General features: G+C 68.9%; 16 protein-coding genes. 8 read left to right on the forward strand and 8 right to left on the reverse strand.

Annotated features, from left to right (window positions below):
• Nucleotides 1-40 precede the first annotated feature (40 nt).
• The 3 genes from ACWGE0_RS27325 to ACWGE0_RS27335 all read left to right on the forward strand — a co-directional run bounded on the left by ACWGE0_RS27325 (nucleotide 41) and on the right by ACWGE0_RS27335 (nucleotide 1,887).
• Nucleotides 41-616 carry a nucleotidyltransferase family protein gene (locus ACWGE0_RS27325; protein WP_452263748.1) on the forward strand — a complete coding sequence of 192 codons (576 nt, stop codon included), beginning with the start codon at nucleotides 41-43 and terminating at the stop codon, nucleotides 614-616.
• A gap of 133 nt (nucleotides 617-749) precedes the next feature.
• Nucleotides 750-1,292 carry a helix-turn-helix domain-containing protein gene (locus ACWGE0_RS27330; protein ID WP_452263749.1) on the forward strand — a complete coding sequence of 181 codons (543 nt, stop codon included), beginning with the start codon at nucleotides 750-752 and terminating at the stop codon, nucleotides 1,290-1,292.
• A 415-nt stretch (nucleotides 1,293-1,707) separates the two neighbouring features.
• Nucleotides 1,708-1,887 (forward strand): DUF7455 domain-containing protein, encoded by a 180-nt coding sequence (locus tag ACWGE0_RS27335; RefSeq protein WP_231642793.1) that lies wholly within the window; start codon nucleotides 1,708-1,710, stop codon nucleotides 1,885-1,887.
• Between the two features lie 104 nt (nucleotides 1,888-1,991).
• Here the strand turns inward: ACWGE0_RS27335 and ACWGE0_RS27340 are convergent, their stop codons facing one another.
• From ACWGE0_RS27340 to ACWGE0_RS27360, 5 genes are all read right to left on the reverse strand, one after another.
• Nucleotides 1,992-3,146 carry an ROK family protein gene (locus tag ACWGE0_RS27340; protein ID WP_452263750.1) on the reverse strand — a complete coding sequence of 385 codons (1,155 nt, stop codon included), beginning with the start codon at nucleotides 3,144-3,146 and terminating at the stop codon, nucleotides 1,992-1,994.
• Between the two features lie 4 nt (nucleotides 3,147-3,150).
• Entirely contained in the window at nucleotides 3,151-4,578 is a 1,428-nt protein-coding gene (locus ACWGE0_RS27345) for a sugar ABC transporter permease (RefSeq protein ID WP_452263843.1), read from the reverse strand.
• 23 nt (nucleotides 4,579-4,601) lie between these two features.
• Complete coding sequence (locus ACWGE0_RS27350) at nucleotides 4,602-5,375, reverse strand: ATP-binding cassette domain-containing protein (protein ID WP_330277997.1); 774 nt, start codon at nucleotides 5,373-5,375, stop codon at nucleotides 4,602-4,604.
• A gap of 76 nt (nucleotides 5,376-5,451) precedes the next feature.
• Entirely contained in the window at nucleotides 5,452-6,576 is a 1,125-nt protein-coding gene (locus ACWGE0_RS27355) for a sugar ABC transporter substrate-binding protein (RefSeq protein WP_452263751.1), read from the reverse strand.
• A gap of 130 nt (nucleotides 6,577-6,706) precedes the next feature.
• Nucleotides 6,707-7,303, reverse strand: a complete 597-nt coding sequence (locus tag ACWGE0_RS27360) for a TetR/AcrR family transcriptional regulator (protein ID WP_452263752.1) — start codon at nucleotides 7,301-7,303, stop codon at nucleotides 6,707-6,709.
• Between the two features lie 48 nt (nucleotides 7,304-7,351).
• Here ACWGE0_RS27360 and ACWGE0_RS27365 point away from each other — a divergent pair, with 48 nt between their 5' ends.
• Complete coding sequence (locus ACWGE0_RS27365; RefSeq protein WP_452263753.1) at nucleotides 7,352-8,146, forward strand: class I SAM-dependent methyltransferase; 795 nt, start codon at nucleotides 7,352-7,354, stop codon at nucleotides 8,144-8,146.
• A gap of 15 nt (nucleotides 8,147-8,161) precedes the next feature.
• On the opposite strand, the gene ACWGE0_RS27370 is transcribed toward ACWGE0_RS27365, so the two are convergent.
• Complete coding sequence (locus ACWGE0_RS27370) at nucleotides 8,162-9,847, reverse strand: DEAD/DEAH box helicase (protein ID WP_452263844.1); 1,686 nt, start codon at nucleotides 9,845-9,847, stop codon at nucleotides 8,162-8,164.
• Between the two features lie 152 nt (nucleotides 9,848-9,999).
• Here ACWGE0_RS27370 and ACWGE0_RS27375 point away from each other — a divergent pair, with 152 nt between their 5' ends.
• On the forward strand, nucleotides 10,000-11,139 hold the full coding sequence (locus tag ACWGE0_RS27375) for a YihY/virulence factor BrkB family protein (protein WP_452263754.1): 1,140 nt from the start codon (nucleotides 10,000-10,002) through the stop codon (nucleotides 11,137-11,139).
• Nucleotides 11,140-11,193: 54 nt separating this feature from the next.
• Here the strand turns inward: ACWGE0_RS27375 and ACWGE0_RS27380 are convergent, their stop codons facing one another.
• Complete coding sequence (locus tag ACWGE0_RS27380) at nucleotides 11,194-11,439, reverse strand: DUF3039 domain-containing protein (RefSeq protein WP_319964678.1); 246 nt, start codon at nucleotides 11,437-11,439, stop codon at nucleotides 11,194-11,196.
• Nucleotides 11,440-11,470: 31 nt separating this feature from the next.
• Between ACWGE0_RS27380 and ACWGE0_RS27385 the strand changes: the two genes are divergently transcribed.
• Together ACWGE0_RS27385 and ACWGE0_RS27390 are read left to right on the forward strand one after the other, a co-directional pair.
• Nucleotides 11,471-12,361: a pseudouridine-5'-phosphate glycosidase gene (locus ACWGE0_RS27385; protein ID WP_452263755.1), complete on the forward strand. Its 891-nt coding sequence runs from the start codon at nucleotides 11,471-11,473 to the stop codon at nucleotides 12,359-12,361.
• On the forward strand, nucleotides 12,358-13,236 hold the full coding sequence (locus ACWGE0_RS27390) for a carbohydrate kinase family protein (RefSeq protein ID WP_452263756.1): 879 nt from the start codon (nucleotides 12,358-12,360) through the stop codon (nucleotides 13,234-13,236). The genes ACWGE0_RS27385 and ACWGE0_RS27390 overlap by 4 nt, the downstream gene beginning before the upstream one ends.
• Before the next feature lie 244 nt (nucleotides 13,237-13,480).
• Here the strand turns inward: ACWGE0_RS27390 and ACWGE0_RS27395 are convergent, their stop codons facing one another.
• Nucleotides 13,481-13,795 carry a DUF3099 domain-containing protein gene (locus ACWGE0_RS27395; RefSeq protein WP_452263757.1) on the reverse strand — a complete coding sequence of 105 codons (315 nt, stop codon included), beginning with the start codon at nucleotides 13,793-13,795 and terminating at the stop codon, nucleotides 13,481-13,483.
• Nucleotides 13,796-13,871: 76 nt separating this feature from the next.
• Between ACWGE0_RS27395 and ACWGE0_RS27400 the strand changes: the two genes are divergently transcribed.
• Entirely contained in the window at nucleotides 13,872-15,356 is a 1,485-nt protein-coding gene (locus tag ACWGE0_RS27400; RefSeq protein WP_452263758.1) for a PucR family transcriptional regulator, read from the forward strand.
• Nucleotides 15,357-15,373: the final 17 nt, after the last annotated feature.

The raw sequence follows: 15,373 nt of genomic DNA on the forward strand, positions 1-15,373 counted from the left end.
GGGGCCCCTGTGTTTTTGCGCGCCTGTGTTTTCCTGAGGTGTGATCGACGCACTGCGCACCACCCTCGCTCGCAACGAGGTTCTGGTGGAGGTCCTGCGCCGAGCCGCCGAACTCGATCTCCCCGGGTGGTACCTGACCGCCGGATGCGTGTTCCAGACGGTGTGGAACGTGGTCACCGGCCGGCCGCCGACCGAGGGCATCAGGGACTACGACCTGTTCTACTTCGACGATGCCGATCTCAGCTGGGAAGCCGAGAACGAGGTCATCGAGGCCGGCGCGCGCGTTTTCGCCGATCTGCCCGCGGTCGTCGAGATCCGCAACGAGGCACGCGTTCACCTCTGGTACGAGGACCACTTCGGGGTCCCTTGCGCGCCCTACACGTCCACCGAAGCAGCCATCGACTCGTTCGCGGCCACCACGTGCAGCGTGGGCATCCGTCTCGAAAACGACGACCGCTGGCACGTCTACGCGCCGCACGGCCTCGCAGACGTGTTCGACCTCGTCGTCCGTCCCAACCCCGTGCTCGCTCCCCGCGAGGTCTACGAGACCAAGACCCGGCGGTGGCGCGGACAGTGGCCGGAGCTCACCGTGCTGCCCTGGCCTGACCAGGCCTGATCGTGCGCATGCAAAAGATGAGTACCCATGTACTCATGTGCCGCCTATGCATCCGCGACACCATCAGTGTGTGGCTGTGCCGGAGGGGTGCACAGGGACAGTTCCGGACACCGGAACGAGGGGGCAGGAAAACATGGGCAGGTCAGTACTCGAAGGGGCTTTCTCGCTGCTGGACAAGCTGATGGACGAGGGTGAGCTGGGGCTCACGCAACTCGCCGACCGCTGTGAGATGCCGAAGACGACGGTGCACCGCCTTCTGGACCAGATGGAGGCGCTCGGCGCGGTGGAGAACGCGCGTGGCCGCTACCGCATCGGCGCGCAGATGTTCCGGTTCGGGCAGGCGTGGGAGCCTGCGCCGGGCATTCTGCGGGTGGCGCGGCAGCCGTTGCGGGCGTTGTCGGCGACGATCAGGACGTCGACGATCCTCGCGGTGCCCCGGCGTGACCGGGTGCTCGTCGCGGCGGCGAGCATCGTGCGGGCCGAGGACGTGGCCCGGTTGCGTCCTGGGGCCACGGTGCCGGCGGGCATGGAGTTCGTCAGCGCTCCGGTGCGCACGCCGTCCAGCAGCGTCATCGGGACCGTTTCCGCAGTGCTCGACAACGGTCGTAGCGCCGCCGCGTTGCGGGAGGCCGTGGGACACGCGGCACGGGCGATCAGCGCGGCCCTCGCGAGCTGATCGGGCAGGAGAACAAGCGTTTGATCGGGATTTTGATCACGGTTCCGCGTCCGAATTGTGGGACGTTCGTGACCTGTTCGCTGCGGGCGGACAAGCGCAACCGATATCACACTCCCGGTCGCACGCAACCGACCGAACGGCCTGAACATGCTGCTCCACCAGCGGGTTTCCGGTTGCGCAGAGTGCCTGTCAAGACGGTGAACCGGTGGCAAACACATGTGTAAGCCTGCTGCAGCCGGGTAAATCGCATAGTGACGCGAGTCGCCACGCACACGGGAACACTGACTATCGCCAGAACGTCTGTCAGAGTGGAGCCAGCGAGCACCGCGCACCAAGCCAGGGGCGCCGTGGTCGCAGCTTGGTAAGAGGGCACCGGAACACACCGTATCGGTGCCGGGACGGAGGGAGATTCATCATGACTGCAGCACTCACCCGCCCCGAGTTGACCGCTGCCGACCGCTGCGACCGCTGCGGGGCTGCTGCCCAGGTTCGCGCTTTGCTCCCGTCCGGGGGCGAGCTGCTGTTCTGCGGGCACCACGCCCGGGCGCACAGTGAGAAATTGCGCGAACTCGCTGCTGAAATTCAGCAGGGCTGACTTCCACCCCACCTAGCCGCTCGGGGCGGAGATCCGGATGGATCTCCGCCCCCTTCGCTTTCCAGAGCGTTTTTCCGGCACCGCACGGGCGTCTCGGACGAGTTCTAGATCGTGTCGAGAACGGGCTCGAACGCCAGCTCGGCCGCACCGATCAGCTTCGCGTCCCTGCCCAGGGGCGAGATCACGACCTGGGTGCCGCCGACCGCGCGCGAGACCAGGCTGCGTTGCTGCACCGCGGAGCTCACCGCGTCGACGACGGAGTCCGGCAGCGCCGTGTAGAGATCGCCGAGCACGACCAGTTCCGGGCCGAGCACGTTGACGATGTTCGCGAGCCCCAGCGCCAGCCACCCGGCGAACTCGGTCAGCGCGGCGGGGTCGTCGAGCGCCCGCAGCGTCGCGACGACGGCGCCGCGCGGGGCGTCGTCCGGCAGGCCCAGCGCCCGGCAGAGCGCCGGTTCGCCGACCTCGGTCTCCCAGCAGCCGTCACAACCGCAGTAGCAGCGCCGGCCCTGCGGGTTGACCACCATGTGCCCCAGCTCGCCGACGTAGCCGCCGGAGCCGCGCAACGGTTGCCCGGACAGGATCACACCCCCGCCGACGCCGACGTCCGCGGAGATGTAGACCATGTCCGAGGACGCCCTGGCCGCGCCGCGCACGTGCTCCGCCAGCGCACCGAGCTCCGCGTCGTTGCCGACCTGGACCGGCACCTTCAGCACCGCCTCCAGGCGTTTGCCGAGGGCGACGTCGGTCCAGTGCAGGTTCGGCGCCTCGTGCACATGGCCGTCGGCGCGCCGGACCACACCGGGCACCGACACACCGACCCCGACGGCGGTGGCGTCGAGGTCGTCGGCCATGAGGCGCGCCGACTCGACGATGTGCGTGATGACCTCCCCCGGATCACGCGTCCGGTGCAGGTTCCAGCTGTCCCGACCGAGGATCTCCCCGCCGAGGCCGACGAACCCCATCGCCACGTGCTCCACCCGCACGTCGATCGCGATGACCACGGCGGCGTTCGGCTGGGGTAGTACGAGCAGGGACGGGCGGCCCGCTCCGCTGCGCAGAGCGGGCACGCGTTCGGCGACGACACCGGCTTCGGCGAGGCCGTCCACCAGGGCCTTGATCGTGCTGCGGTTGAGGCCGAGCTCAGCCGCGAGCGACGCCCTGGTGGACGGTCCGTCGATGTGCAGGCGGCGCAGCAGCGCCGTCCTGTTGTGCCTGCGGATCTCGTCGGGACGAGTGCCGGACGTGGGTCCAGTCACCTCGTCAGCGAGCCGCGGTCGCCGCTCGGCGGCGGGACAACGCGTCGACGCTCGCGGCGAGCAGCAGGACGAGACCGGTCACCATGAACACGACGGCGGAGGGCTGCTTGAGCAGGCCCATGCCGTTCGCGATGACCGCCAGCACCGCACCACCGATGACGGCGTCACGCAGCCGGCCCTTGCCGCCGAACAGCGACGTGCCACCGATGACGGCCGCACCGACCGACATCAGCAGGGTGTTGCCGCCACCGGCGTTCGGGTCGACCGAGCCGACCTTCGAGGAGTAGACGATGGCGCCGATCGCCGCCGCCGAGGAGGCGATGACGAAGACACTCATCCGGATCTTCTCCACGTTGATGCCGGCGCGGCGCGCGGCCTCCTTGTTGCCGCCGACCGCGTAGAGGTGACGGCCGTAGCTGGTGCGGTCGAGCACGAACGTGCCGATCACCAGCAGGACGAGCACCAGCGGCACGACGTACGGCACGCCCGCGATCACCACGAGGGTGCTGGGCGACCGGTTCTGCGTCAGCGCGAACGTGGCGACCGCGGCCAGCAGCGCGAGGCCGCCGATCTTGGTCAGCACCAGCGCGGTCGGCTGGGCGACGAGTCCCTTGCGCAGCCGGGTGAAGTGCCGGTTGAGCACGACGGCCGCGTAGCCGCCGACCGCGACCACGCACAGGATCCACGACCCGGCGGAGCCGATGTTGCCGTTGGCGACCTGGAAGATCGTGTCGTCGCGCAGGCCGAGCGTGCCGCCCTGGCCGATGAACTGCAGCACCACACCGCTCCACACGAGGAACAGCGCCAGGGTCACGACGAACGACGGGATGCCGATCTTCGCGACCAGGTAGCCGGTGATGCAGCCGATCGACGCACCGACGCAGATCGCCAGCAGCATGCCGATCCACGCGTTCGCGGGCACGCCGAGCAGAGCGATGGCCAGCGCGATGCCGGACAGCACGGCGCCGGTCCACAGGCGCATCAGCAGCGAGAGGCCGACCGCGAGGACCAGCCAGCCGCAGAAGACGTAGAAGACCCCGTCGCCCATGCCACCGAGCAGGTTGCCGCCGTGGATCAGGTCCAGCGCCATCACCGAGGCCGTCACGCCGGACGCGGTGCCGGCGGACAGGTCGATCTCGCCGAGCAGCAGCACGAACACCAGACCCATCGCGATGATGGTGATGCTGGCGCCCTGCTGGAGCAGGTTGGCGAGGTTGCCGAGGGTGAAGAACGAGTCGGACAGCGAACTGAACACGATGAGCAGCACGATCAGTCCGAGCAGAGCGGGCAGTGAGCCGAGCTCGCCGCCGCGGACACTGGACCAGTAGTCCCTGATGGCCTCGCTGGTGGAACGGGAGGTCGTGTCGATGCCGAAGTCGGAGATGGCGCCCTGCGGGGCCTCCGCCTCGTGCGTTTCGGTGGTGTCGGTCATGCTGCTCGCCTCTTCGGTACTCATCAGATCGTCGCCGCCTCGGGACGCGCGATGCCCAGGTCACCGGAACGGCCGGCGGTGATCAGCTCGACCACCTGTCCGTGCGTGACGTCCTTGGTCGACACGACGGCGGCCATGCGGCCGAGGTAGAGGCACGCGATCTTGTCGGCGACCTCGAACACGTCGTTCATGTTGTGGCTGATCAGGACGACGCCCAGGCCCTGCTCCGCGAGGCGGCGGACCAGGTCGAGGACCTGGCGCGTCTGCGCAACGCCGAGTGCGGCGGTGGGCTCGTCGAGCAGCACGACCTTGCTGTTCCACAGCACGGCCTTGGCGATCGCCACGGTCTGGCGCTGACCACCGGACAGCGACGAGACCTGCGTGCGGACGGACTTGACCGTGCGCACAGACAGCGACGCCAGCGTCTTGCGCGCCGCCTGTTCCATGTCGGACTCGTCGAGCAGACCACCCTTGGTGCGCTCACGGCCGAGGAACATGTTCTGGACGATGTCGAGGTTGTCGGCCAGGGCAAGGTCCTGGTAGACGACCTCGATCCCGAGCTCCGCGGCCTCGCGCGGACCCTTGATGTGCACCGGCTGGCCCTCGAACAGGACCTCGCCCGAATCGGTCGGGTGAATGCCCGCGATGCACTTGACCAGCGTCGACTTGCCCGCGCCGTTGTCGCCGACGAGGGCGGTGACCTCGCCGGGTTGGACGTCGAGGTCGATGTCGTGCAGGACGTGCACGGGACCGAAGCTCTTGTTGATGCCGCGCAGCTCGAGAATCGGCTCGCTCACTGGGTTTCCTCCGGGGTAACACGCGGCGAGAGGCGGGGTGCGACAGACGCGCACCCCGCCCTCGTCACGAGCGGTCCTACTTGATGCCGAGCTCGGTGCAGGCAGCCTGGGTGGCGGCCACGCAGACCTCGGAGGCCTTGACGAAGCCGGCGTCCACAACGACCTTGACCTTGTCGCGGGTGATCAGCTGCGACGTGAGGAGAACGGACTTGACGTCGCGGCTCGCCTTGGTGTCCTTGGTGACGCCGGAGGCCAGCTTGTCAGCGCCCGCGGTGTCGCCCTTGGCGAGGAAACCGGCCAGCTTGGCAGCCGCCTCGGCCTCTTCCTTGATCGGCTTGAAGACGGTCATGTACTGGTCCTTGAGCAGGACGGCCTGCAGGCCGTCCGGGGTCGCGTCCTGACCCGTGACCGGCACCTTGCCGTTGAGGCCGACCTTCTTCAGCACGGTGATGATCGCGCCGGCGAGGCCGTCGTTCGCGGCGACGACGCCGTCCACCTTGCCGCCGTTGCCGGTCAGGATCTGCTCGAAGACCTGACCACCCTTCTGGTTGTCCCAGTCGTCGATCGGCTGCGACTGGACGAGCTTGAGCTTGCCCGAGTCGTACAGCGGCTTGAGGATCTTCTTCTGGCCGTCCGCGAAGAGGGTCGCGTTGTTGTCCGTCGGCGCGCCCTCGATCTCGATGACGTTCGCGCCCTGCGGGGCGTTCTTGAGCGCGTCGGCCAGGCCCTGGCCCTGCAGCTCACCGACCTTCACGTTGTCGAACGACACGTAGTAAGACGAGGAGCCACCGGTGTTCAGGCGGTCGTAGTCGATGACCTGAATGCCCTGGGCCTGCGCCTTCTTGGCGACGGAGGCACCGACCTCACTGTTGGGCGTGGCGATGATCAGGACCTTGACGCCGTTGTTGATCATGCCGTCGGCGAGGGTGCTGAACTTCTGGACATCGCCCTGGGCGTTCTGGATGTCGGGGTCGAGACCCTCGGCCTTCAGAGCCGCCTCGAGGAGGGGCTTGTCGAAGCCCTCCCAGCGGGCGGAGGTCTTGGTCTCGGGCAGGATCACGCCGACCTTCGCGCCCGTGCCGCTGCCAGTGCTCGTGTTGGTGCTGCCTCCGGTGTTGGAGGAGGTGTTGGCGCCGCATGCCGTAACCGTCAGGGCGAGGCCCGCGGTAACAGCGATGGAAGCGAGAGTCTTGCTGCGCATCCGCCATCCCTTTCACTGCGCTGTGTCACAGAGAATGTTGTGGCGCACAACGTATGCCCGACATATGCGTGACCGGAACCACACTGGATCGATTAAGTCGCAACGATGCGGTAACCCTGGCGTCATTTAGTCACTCAGAGTTGTGAGAGCGTAACCACGGCGCTATGACCGACTCGACCATCCGGCGCACCGCCTCCGCCGATGGCGGAACGTGGCGATCGGCGAAGAGCAGATGCCCGGTGCCGATGAGCATGGGCGCGACGCCCTCCGCGTCGAGATCGCCGAGGCGGCCCAGCGCCTTCTCCTGCTCGAGATAGGCCTGGATCATGATCGCGGCGTCCGTCAGCACCGGGATGCCGGCCGGCCAGGCGACGCGGAGCCGCCTGCGCAGGTCGTCGCGAAACGTCACGAGGGCGACGATCGCCACGGCGACCGACTCGAACACGGCGGTGATCGCTTCCGCGAGGTTGTCGACGATGGCACCCGTGCCCGCGCCTTCGAGCAGTGCTTTCGCCCGTGCGTCCATCTTGTCGACGCGGTCCATGACGAACTCCGCGAGGAACGCGTCGAAGTCGTCGAAGTACCGGTGCAGCACCCCCTTGGCGACGCCGGCCTCTGTCGTCACCGCCCTGCTGGTCAGCGCGCTCGGCCCGCCCTCGATCAGGAGACGTTCCGCGGCGCCGAACAACTGTTCGCGCACGTCGCGCAGGTGCACACCGGTGGGCACGCTGGTTTGCTCCTAGCTGAGTGGGCGTATGCCCACTATGGTGGGCGTATGCCCACTCTAGACAACGAAGAGCTCGGCAAGCGACTCGCGAGCTCGTTCGGCACCGACGCCGCCCGCTACGACCGCACCCGGCCGCCCTATCCCGCCGAGTTGGTTCAGAAGATCGTCACGGCGAGCCCTGGACCGCGCGTGGTCGACGTCGGTTGCGGCACCGGCACGCTGTCGCGCCAGTTGCAGGCCGCCGGACTCGATGTTCTCGGCGTCGAGCACGACGAGCTCATGGCCGAGTTCGCCGTCGCGACCGGTGTGCCGGTGGAGGTGTCGAAGTTCGAGAACTGGGACCCCGCGGGCCGTGAGTTCGACGCCGTCGTCGCCGGGCAGTCGTGGCACTGGGTCAACGCCGATGAAGGGCAGCGTCAGGCCGCGCGGGTGCTTCGGCCCGGCGGCGTGTTCGTGGGGCTGTGGCACGCGTTCGCGATGCCGGACCCGGTCGCGGAGGCACTCTCCGAGGTGTACCGGAGGATCGCGCCGGAGATGCCGTTCCGACTCGGGTACAACGCCGCGGAGGCAGTGGCGTCCTACCGGTCGGGCTGCGAGCGGACCGCGGAGTCGTTCCTCGCCACGGGCGAGTTCTCCGGCTCCGAGCTGTGGAGCGCACAGTGGGACCAGAGCTACACGACCGCCGAGTACCTCGACCTGATCCTCACCATGAGCCCGCTGGCTCTGCTCACGAACGAGCAGGTCACCGAGGTGCTGGACTGCGTCGGCACCGCCATCGACGCGGCCGGCGGCGCCTTCACGATGACCTACGAGACGCTCGCCGTCGCCATCACCCGCAGCTGATACGTCGAATGCCGGTCACCAGGATCGCAGGGTCGCGATCCGTTCCTCGAGCTGTTCGATGGTCGCCATCGCGGTCGGCGGCCCACCGCAGTACTCGCGCAACGAGTTGTGGATCTTGCCGTGCGGCTTCTTCGTGCGGTGGTGGTGCATCGCCACGAGCGTGTTGAGCTCCTTGCGCAGTGACGCGAGGCGTTCCTGCACGCTCGCGGTCCGCACCTCGCGCACCGCGGCCTCGGGCTTGGGTCGCTTGGCCGCGGTGGCCATCTGCTCTTCCTGGCGTTGCAGCAGCAGCGTGCGCACCTGGTCGGGTTCCAGCAGCCCCGGCAGGCCGAGGTACTCCTGCTCCTCCGCCGAGCCAGCCATGGTCGGGGCGCCGAACGACGAGCCGTCGTAGATCACCTGGTCGAGCTCGGCCGTGGTGCCCAGGGCCGTGAAGGCGCGTTCGTCCTCGCCCGGTTCGTCCTTGGCCTGGTTGGCCGCGGCCATCAGCTCGTCGTCCCAGCCGTCCTTCTCCCGGTGCGGCTTGCCCAGGACGTGGTCGCGCTCGGCCTCCAGCTCGGACGCGAGCTGCAGCAGCACCGGCACCGACGGCAGGAACACGGTGGCGGTCTCGCCGGGCTTCCGGTTGCGCACGAAGCGGCCGACGGCCTGGGCGAAGAACAGCGGGGTCGACGACGACGTCGCGTACACGCCGACGGCGAGCCGCGGCACGTCGACGCCCTCGGACACCATCCGGACGGCGATCATCCAGCGCTCGTTCGTCGCGGAGAACTCGGCGATCTTGCCGGAGGCCTTCGGGTCGTCCGAGAGGACGAGCGTGGGGATCTGGCCCGTGACGCGCTGGAGCACCTGCGCGTAGGCCTTCGCGACGGTCTGGTCGGTGGCGATCACGAGGCCGCCGGCGTCGGGCAGCCCGTTCTGGCGCTTCTGGGTGAGCCGCTGGTCGGCGGCGCGCAGCACGGAGGCCATCCAGTCTCCCGCCGGGTCCAGCGCCGTGCGCCACGCCCGTGCGGTCTGTTCCTGGGTCAAGGGCTCGCCCAGCCGTGCGGTGTACTCCTCGCCCGCGCTGGTCCGCCACGACGCCTCACCCGAGTACGCCAGGAACAGCACGGGCCGGACGACGCCGTCACGCAGCGCGTCGGAGTACCCGTAAGTGTGATCCGCCTTGGACGTCTTGAAGCCGCCGTTGCTCTCCTCGTACTGCACGAACGGGATCGGTGAGTCGTCCGAGCGGAACGGCGTGCCGGTCAGGCAGAGCCGGCGGACCGCGGGCGTGAAGGCCTCGCGGATCGCCTCACCCCACGACTTGGCGTCGCCACCGTGGTGCACCTCGTCGAGCAGCACCAGCGTCTTGCGGTTCTCCGTGCGCACGCGGTGCAACGTCGGATGCGCGGCGACCTGTGCGTACGTCACGGCCACACCGTGGTAGTCGCGGGAGGTCATCGCGTTGGTGTTGCGGAAGTTCGAGTCGATCTGGATGCCCTGCTCGGCGGCGGCCTTCGCCCACTGGTGCTTGAGGTGCTCGGTGGGCGTGACGATCGTGACGGCCTCGATCGTCCGGTCGGCCAGCAGCTCGGCGGCCACGCGCAGCCCGAAGGTCGTCTTGCCCGCGCCCGGCGTCGCGACGGCGAGGAAGTCCTGCGGCTTGGCGGCGAGGTACTTGGTCAGCGCGCGGCGCTGCCATGCCCGCAGCGGTCGCATTGCTGCTGTCGCTGTCACAGACGTGTTTCTCCTCATTTGTACAGGTCAGACATGGCTTTGACATGCAACAGCCCTCAGGCGGACCGTGGCCGAGGGCACCGTGACTCTACCTGTTCCGAGCGTCGATGCCGCGAAACGTGGCCCTATGCACCATGCTTGTCACTGCGATGGGTTCGCCTACCGACAACAGCGCACGCAGGTCCGGCCGCACGGGGCCGCTGCGTCTACTCGCGCGCACGCTGTCGAAGGCGTGGCAGGGCAACATCTTCTCAGAAGCCGCCGAGGCGGCGTTCTGGCAGACCCTGTCGTTCCCGCCACTGCTGCTCGGTGTGCTGGGCGCCATGGGTTATCTCGGCGACTGGTTCGGCCCCGAGGTGCCCCTCGCCGTCCAGGAGAAGATCATCGGGTTCACCCGGACGATCTTCAGCGGCGACGTCGTCAACGGCGTGATCCAGCCGACGGTCGCGGAGATCCTCAGCACCGGCAAGGGCGAGATCGTCTCCATCGGCTTCCTGATCTCGCTGTGGGCGGGTTCGTCGGCCATGTCGTCGTTCGTCGACGCGATCACCGTCGCGCACGGCCAGTACGGCGTCCGCAACGAGCTGTGGCAGCGGATCTTCGCGCTGCTGCTGTACATGATCTCGCTGGTGGCACTGGTGATCGGGCTGCCGGTGCTGGCGCTGGGGCCGGACATCCTGCCGCAGTTCTTCCCGACGTCCTGGCAGCCCTACATCACGACGTGGGTGGGGCGGTTCTACTACCCCGGCGTCGCGCTGCTGCTGGTGTTGTCGTTGTCGCTGCTCTACAAGGTCGCGCTGCCGCGCCGACTGCCGTACCACCGCGTGCTGCCCGGAGCGATCCTCGCGATGGCCGTGTTCATCCTGTCGTCCATCGGCCTGCGCCTGTACATCCAGTGGATCACCACCACCGGCTACACCTACGGCGCTCTCGCGACGCCGATCGCGTTCCTGCTGTTCGTGTTCTTCATCGGCCTGGCGATCACCATCGGCGCGTACTTCAACAGCGCCATCCAGGACACGTGGCCGGCGAAGATGACGCGCCGCCAGCGCCGCCGCTGGCGCAGGCTGGAGATGGAGCGTGCGGCGTCGCGCATCCGTTCCGAGAACGCCACGTCCCCGGAGATCTCACAGCAGGAAATGTCACAGCAGGAAACGAACGACACCGGCTACTCGGCGCCGTCGCCGGCCGACACGCAGCTGACGACTCCGCTGAAGATCCAGGAGCCGCGGTCACAGCCCCCTCAGCCCGAGGAAGAGAAACAGCGGGGGTAGCCGAAGCCACCCCCGCTGCTCATCGAGCTCGCGGAGTTCTTGGGGGAACGCGATCTACTCGCCGCCGGCAGGCAGGTTGTCGTAGATCTTCTGGCAGTCCGGGCACACCGGCGAACCAGGCTTCGGCGACTTCGTCACCGGGAAGACCTCGCCGCACAAAGCGACCACGTGGGTTCCCATCACGGCGCTCTCGGCGATCTTCGCCTTGCGCACGTAGTGGAACATCTTCGGGGCGTCGTCCCCGGTCTGGTCCGTGCCTTCCGGCCGTACGTCGACCTCGGGGAGAGTCTGGGTGCTCACCCGCCCAGGGTACCTGGGATGATGTCCCCTCGTGACCACGCTGCACATCGCCGACGAAGTAGCCACCGCACTGGCCGGGAACCGGCCCGTCGTCGCTCTTGAGAGCACCATCCTGTCCCACGGGCTGCCCGCGCCGCGCAATCTCGCCGTCGCCGCACGCCTGGAGAAGGTCGTCCGGGACGCCGGTGCCGTCCCCGCGACGATCGCCGTGCTCGACGGCGTGCCGCACATCGGCCTTTCCGCTGCTGAGCTGGACCGCGTGTGCAATGCGGGCGACCTCGTGAAGCTCTCGCTGCGCGACCTCGGCCCCGCCTACGCCCTGGGCCGCAGCGGCGCGACCACGGTCGCCTCGACCACCGCCCTGGCGCACCAGGCCGGCATCCGCGTCTTCGCGACCGGCGGCCTCGGTGGCGTGCACCGCGGCGCCCGCGACACCTGGGACGTCTCGGCCGACCTCGACGTGGTGGCCACGACGCCGGTGCTGATCGTCTGCTCGGGCGTGAAGTCGATCCTGGACATGGGCGCGACCCTGGAAGTGCTCGAAACCCGCTCGGTGCCGGTCGTCGGCTACCAGACCTCGCGCTTCCCGGCCTTCTACCGGCGCGAGTCGGAGTTCGACGTGCCGTGGCGCGTGGAGACCGCCGCCGAAGCCGCCGCGGTGTTCGCCGCCGGTGGCCGCGGCATGCTCCTGGCGAACCCGATCCCCGCCGCCTTCGAGATGGACACCGCCCTGCACGACCGCCTGCTGGCCGAGGGCCTGCAGAAGCTCGCCGACCAGGACGTGCGCGGCAAGGACGTCACGCCGGTCCTCCTGGAGCACTTCCACACCGCGAGCGCAGGCGTGAGCCTCGACGCCAACGAGGAACTGGTCGTGAACAACGCCTCCGTCGCCGCCGCCGTCGCTGTTGAGCTCTTCCAGTGAGGCCGGTGGTCGTCGTAGGTGACGCCGGCCTGGACGTGGTCGCCCGCCACAGCGGCCCCATCGCCCACGGCGGCGACGTGCGCGCCAAGGTGACCATCGAGCCAGGCGGCGCAGGCGCGAACACGGCCGCGTGGCTCGCCGCGTGCGGTGCGTCGCCGGTTTTGGTGGCCCGCGTGGGCGCCGACTCGGCAGGCCGCCAGGTGCACTCCGAACTGACCTCCGCGGGCGTCCAGTGCGCCTTCGCGGTCGATCCCGAGCTGGCGACCTGCTGCGTGGTCGTGCTCGTCGACGAGGACGGCCAGCGCTCGATGCTGCCCGACCGCGGCGCGAACGCCCGCTTCTCCCCCGCCGATCTCGACCCCGGCCTGCTCGCGGCCTCCCACGGCCACCTGCACCTGTCCGGCTACGTCCTGCTCGACGCCACCTCCCGCCCCGCGGGCCTGGCGGCTCTCCAAGCCGCCCGCGACGCCGGCTGGACGACGTCGGTGGACCCCCAGGCGGCCGTGCTGATCCACTCCGCCGAGGCCTTCATGGAGGACGTGCGCGGCGTCGACATCCTCATGCCGAACGCCGACGAGCTCCAGGCACTGACCGGCTCGGCCGACCCGGCCGCCGCCAAGGACCTGCTGACCCACGTCGGCGCGGTCGTCGTGACAACGGGACCGGATGGCGCGTCGTGGGTGGACGCCGACGAGCTGGTCTCGGTCCCCGCTGAAGCCACTGAGTGCGTCGACTCGACCGGCGCGGGCGACGCCTTCGACGCCGGCTTCCTGGCCGCCTGGCTGGCCGGCGCCTCGAAGCACGACGCCCTCCTCGGCGGCGTCCGCGCGGGCTCCCGGGCCGTCAGCCTCGTAGGAGCCCAACCACCCCGCTAGGCCCCTACCACCGATATATCAGCGCCGATATATCAGTCCCCGCCGCCTCCACCGGATGCAAAAAACGTTTGCGGGCGACGGCAAAAGACTCATTGCAAAGGCAGACACGCGGGACGCCTTAGCAATGAGTCTTTTGCGGACGAAGTCCAAAGAGTCATTGCTAAGGGGTGGGCGGCGTTCGGCGACGGCCGGATGTGGCCTGGGGTTTTTGACTTGGGCGGTTCAGCCGGGACTCGGTGGCGAGTCAGCCGTCGATGATCGTGGTGCTCTTGGGCGCGATGGCGCGGCGCTCGACCTCGTAGCGGTTGGCCTTCTCGGCCTTGCGCGGCGGCCTGTCGTTCGCGATCAGCACGGCCATCCACGGCAGCGGCACCGACAGCACGATGAAGAACAGCGCGAGCCACCAGATGTGGGAGAACAGGGCCGCGAGGATGAGGCACGGGAAGCGCAGACTCATCATGATCGCGTATTTGCGTCTCCGGGCGGCGTGCTGTTCCTCGTAGGACGGGGCCGCCTCGGTGATCAACACCGGGGTGTCGTTCCGGTCGGGACTGCTCACGACACCACCTCCACGCGTCAATAGTCCCACGTCCGAGTGACGCTCGGGACACCCGGTCGGCGGTTAACATCCGCGAGTGGTCGCCCTTGATCGCCTCGTGGACGTGCTCGGCAGTCTGGGCACGCATTTGGCGTGCGCGCCGAGGGGTCGTGACGCCGAGCTCCGCGGGGTTGCCCTGCACGACCCGGCGGAAAACACGCCGGCCGCGCCAGGTGATGTTCTGCTCGGATTGGGCACTCCGTCTGTCGCCGCGGCCGCGCGTCTGGTGTCTTCGACTGTGGCGTCAGCAGTTGTGTTGCACGGCAAGCCGCCGCTGGACGAGCGTGTGATCGCCGCGGCCAAGAAGTCTGGTGCGGCCGTGTTGCTCGTGGATCCGTCCGTGCCGTGGAGCCAGCTCGCGAACGTCACGCAGACGCTGGTCAACGGCGGTACGCGGACCGGCGACCTGTTCGGCCTGGCCGACGTGATCGCGGGCGTCGTGGGCGGGCCGGTGACGATCGAGGACCAGCAGTCCCGCGTGCTCGCCTACTCCTACCGGCAGCAGGACGTCGACCCCGTGCGTGTCCAGACGATCCTCGGCCGTCGCGTTCCGGAAGAGGCTCGTCGCGCGCTCGACGAATACGGCGTGTTCACGCACCTCGCGTCGTCGGACGAACCGATCTTCGTCCCCAAGCTGACCCCGCAGCTGGGCAACCGGCTCGTCGCCGCCGTGCGCGCGGGCCGTGAGCTGCTCGGCTCGGTCTGGGTGGAAGTCACGGGACCGGTCGACGCCGCGAGGTCGGCCGCGTTGGTGGACGGCGCGCGCACGGCGGCGTTGCACCTGCTGCGGTCGCGGGCGTCCACGGATCTGGAACGGCAGGCCGAGGCGGATCTGGTGATCCGGCTGCTCGAACACCCGGAGTCCGCCGACGTCGCGCGGCTCGGGTTGCCGTCCGCCGACCTGCGGGTGATCGCGGTGCAGGCCCACGCGGGCGAGGGAGAGCACGGGGCGGCGGTGCTCGCGTTCCAACGGGCCACCGCGGGCTTCGGGTGGTCCCGGCCAGGACGCAGCGCGCTGTTCGGCAACGTCCTCTACACCGTCATCCCGGCCGCCGACGACGCCGTCGGCTGGGTGCGGTCCCTGGTTCGCGAACTGCCCGCCGAGGCCACCGTGCTGGCCGGCATCGGTGGTCCGGCCGAGGCGACGCAGCTGCCGACGTCACGGCAGGAGGCCGATGAATGCCTCGCGCTCTCAACCGGTGCACCGGTTGTATACGACGACGCGTGGGCTCAGGTCCTGTTGCAACGGCTCGCCGCCGTCGCCGAGGCCGGACGCCTCCCCTCGCGCGGACCGATATCCAACATATTGCGGTACGACGCTGAATACGGAACGCAGTATGCGATGACGTTGAAGGCGTGGCTCGCGGCCCAGGGCGATGTGCGGGCGGCGGCGCGCGAGCTCAAGGTGCACCCGAACACGTTGCGGTATCGCATGCAGAAGATGGCCGAGGTGACACCACTCCCCCTCGACGATCCGGACCAGCGGCTCGCGATGGCCATCGCCCTGTCGATCACGCGGTGACAACGGTGCCGTGAAAG

The sequence above is a fragment of the Lentzea sp. NPDC054927 genome, from assembly GCF_053610285.1.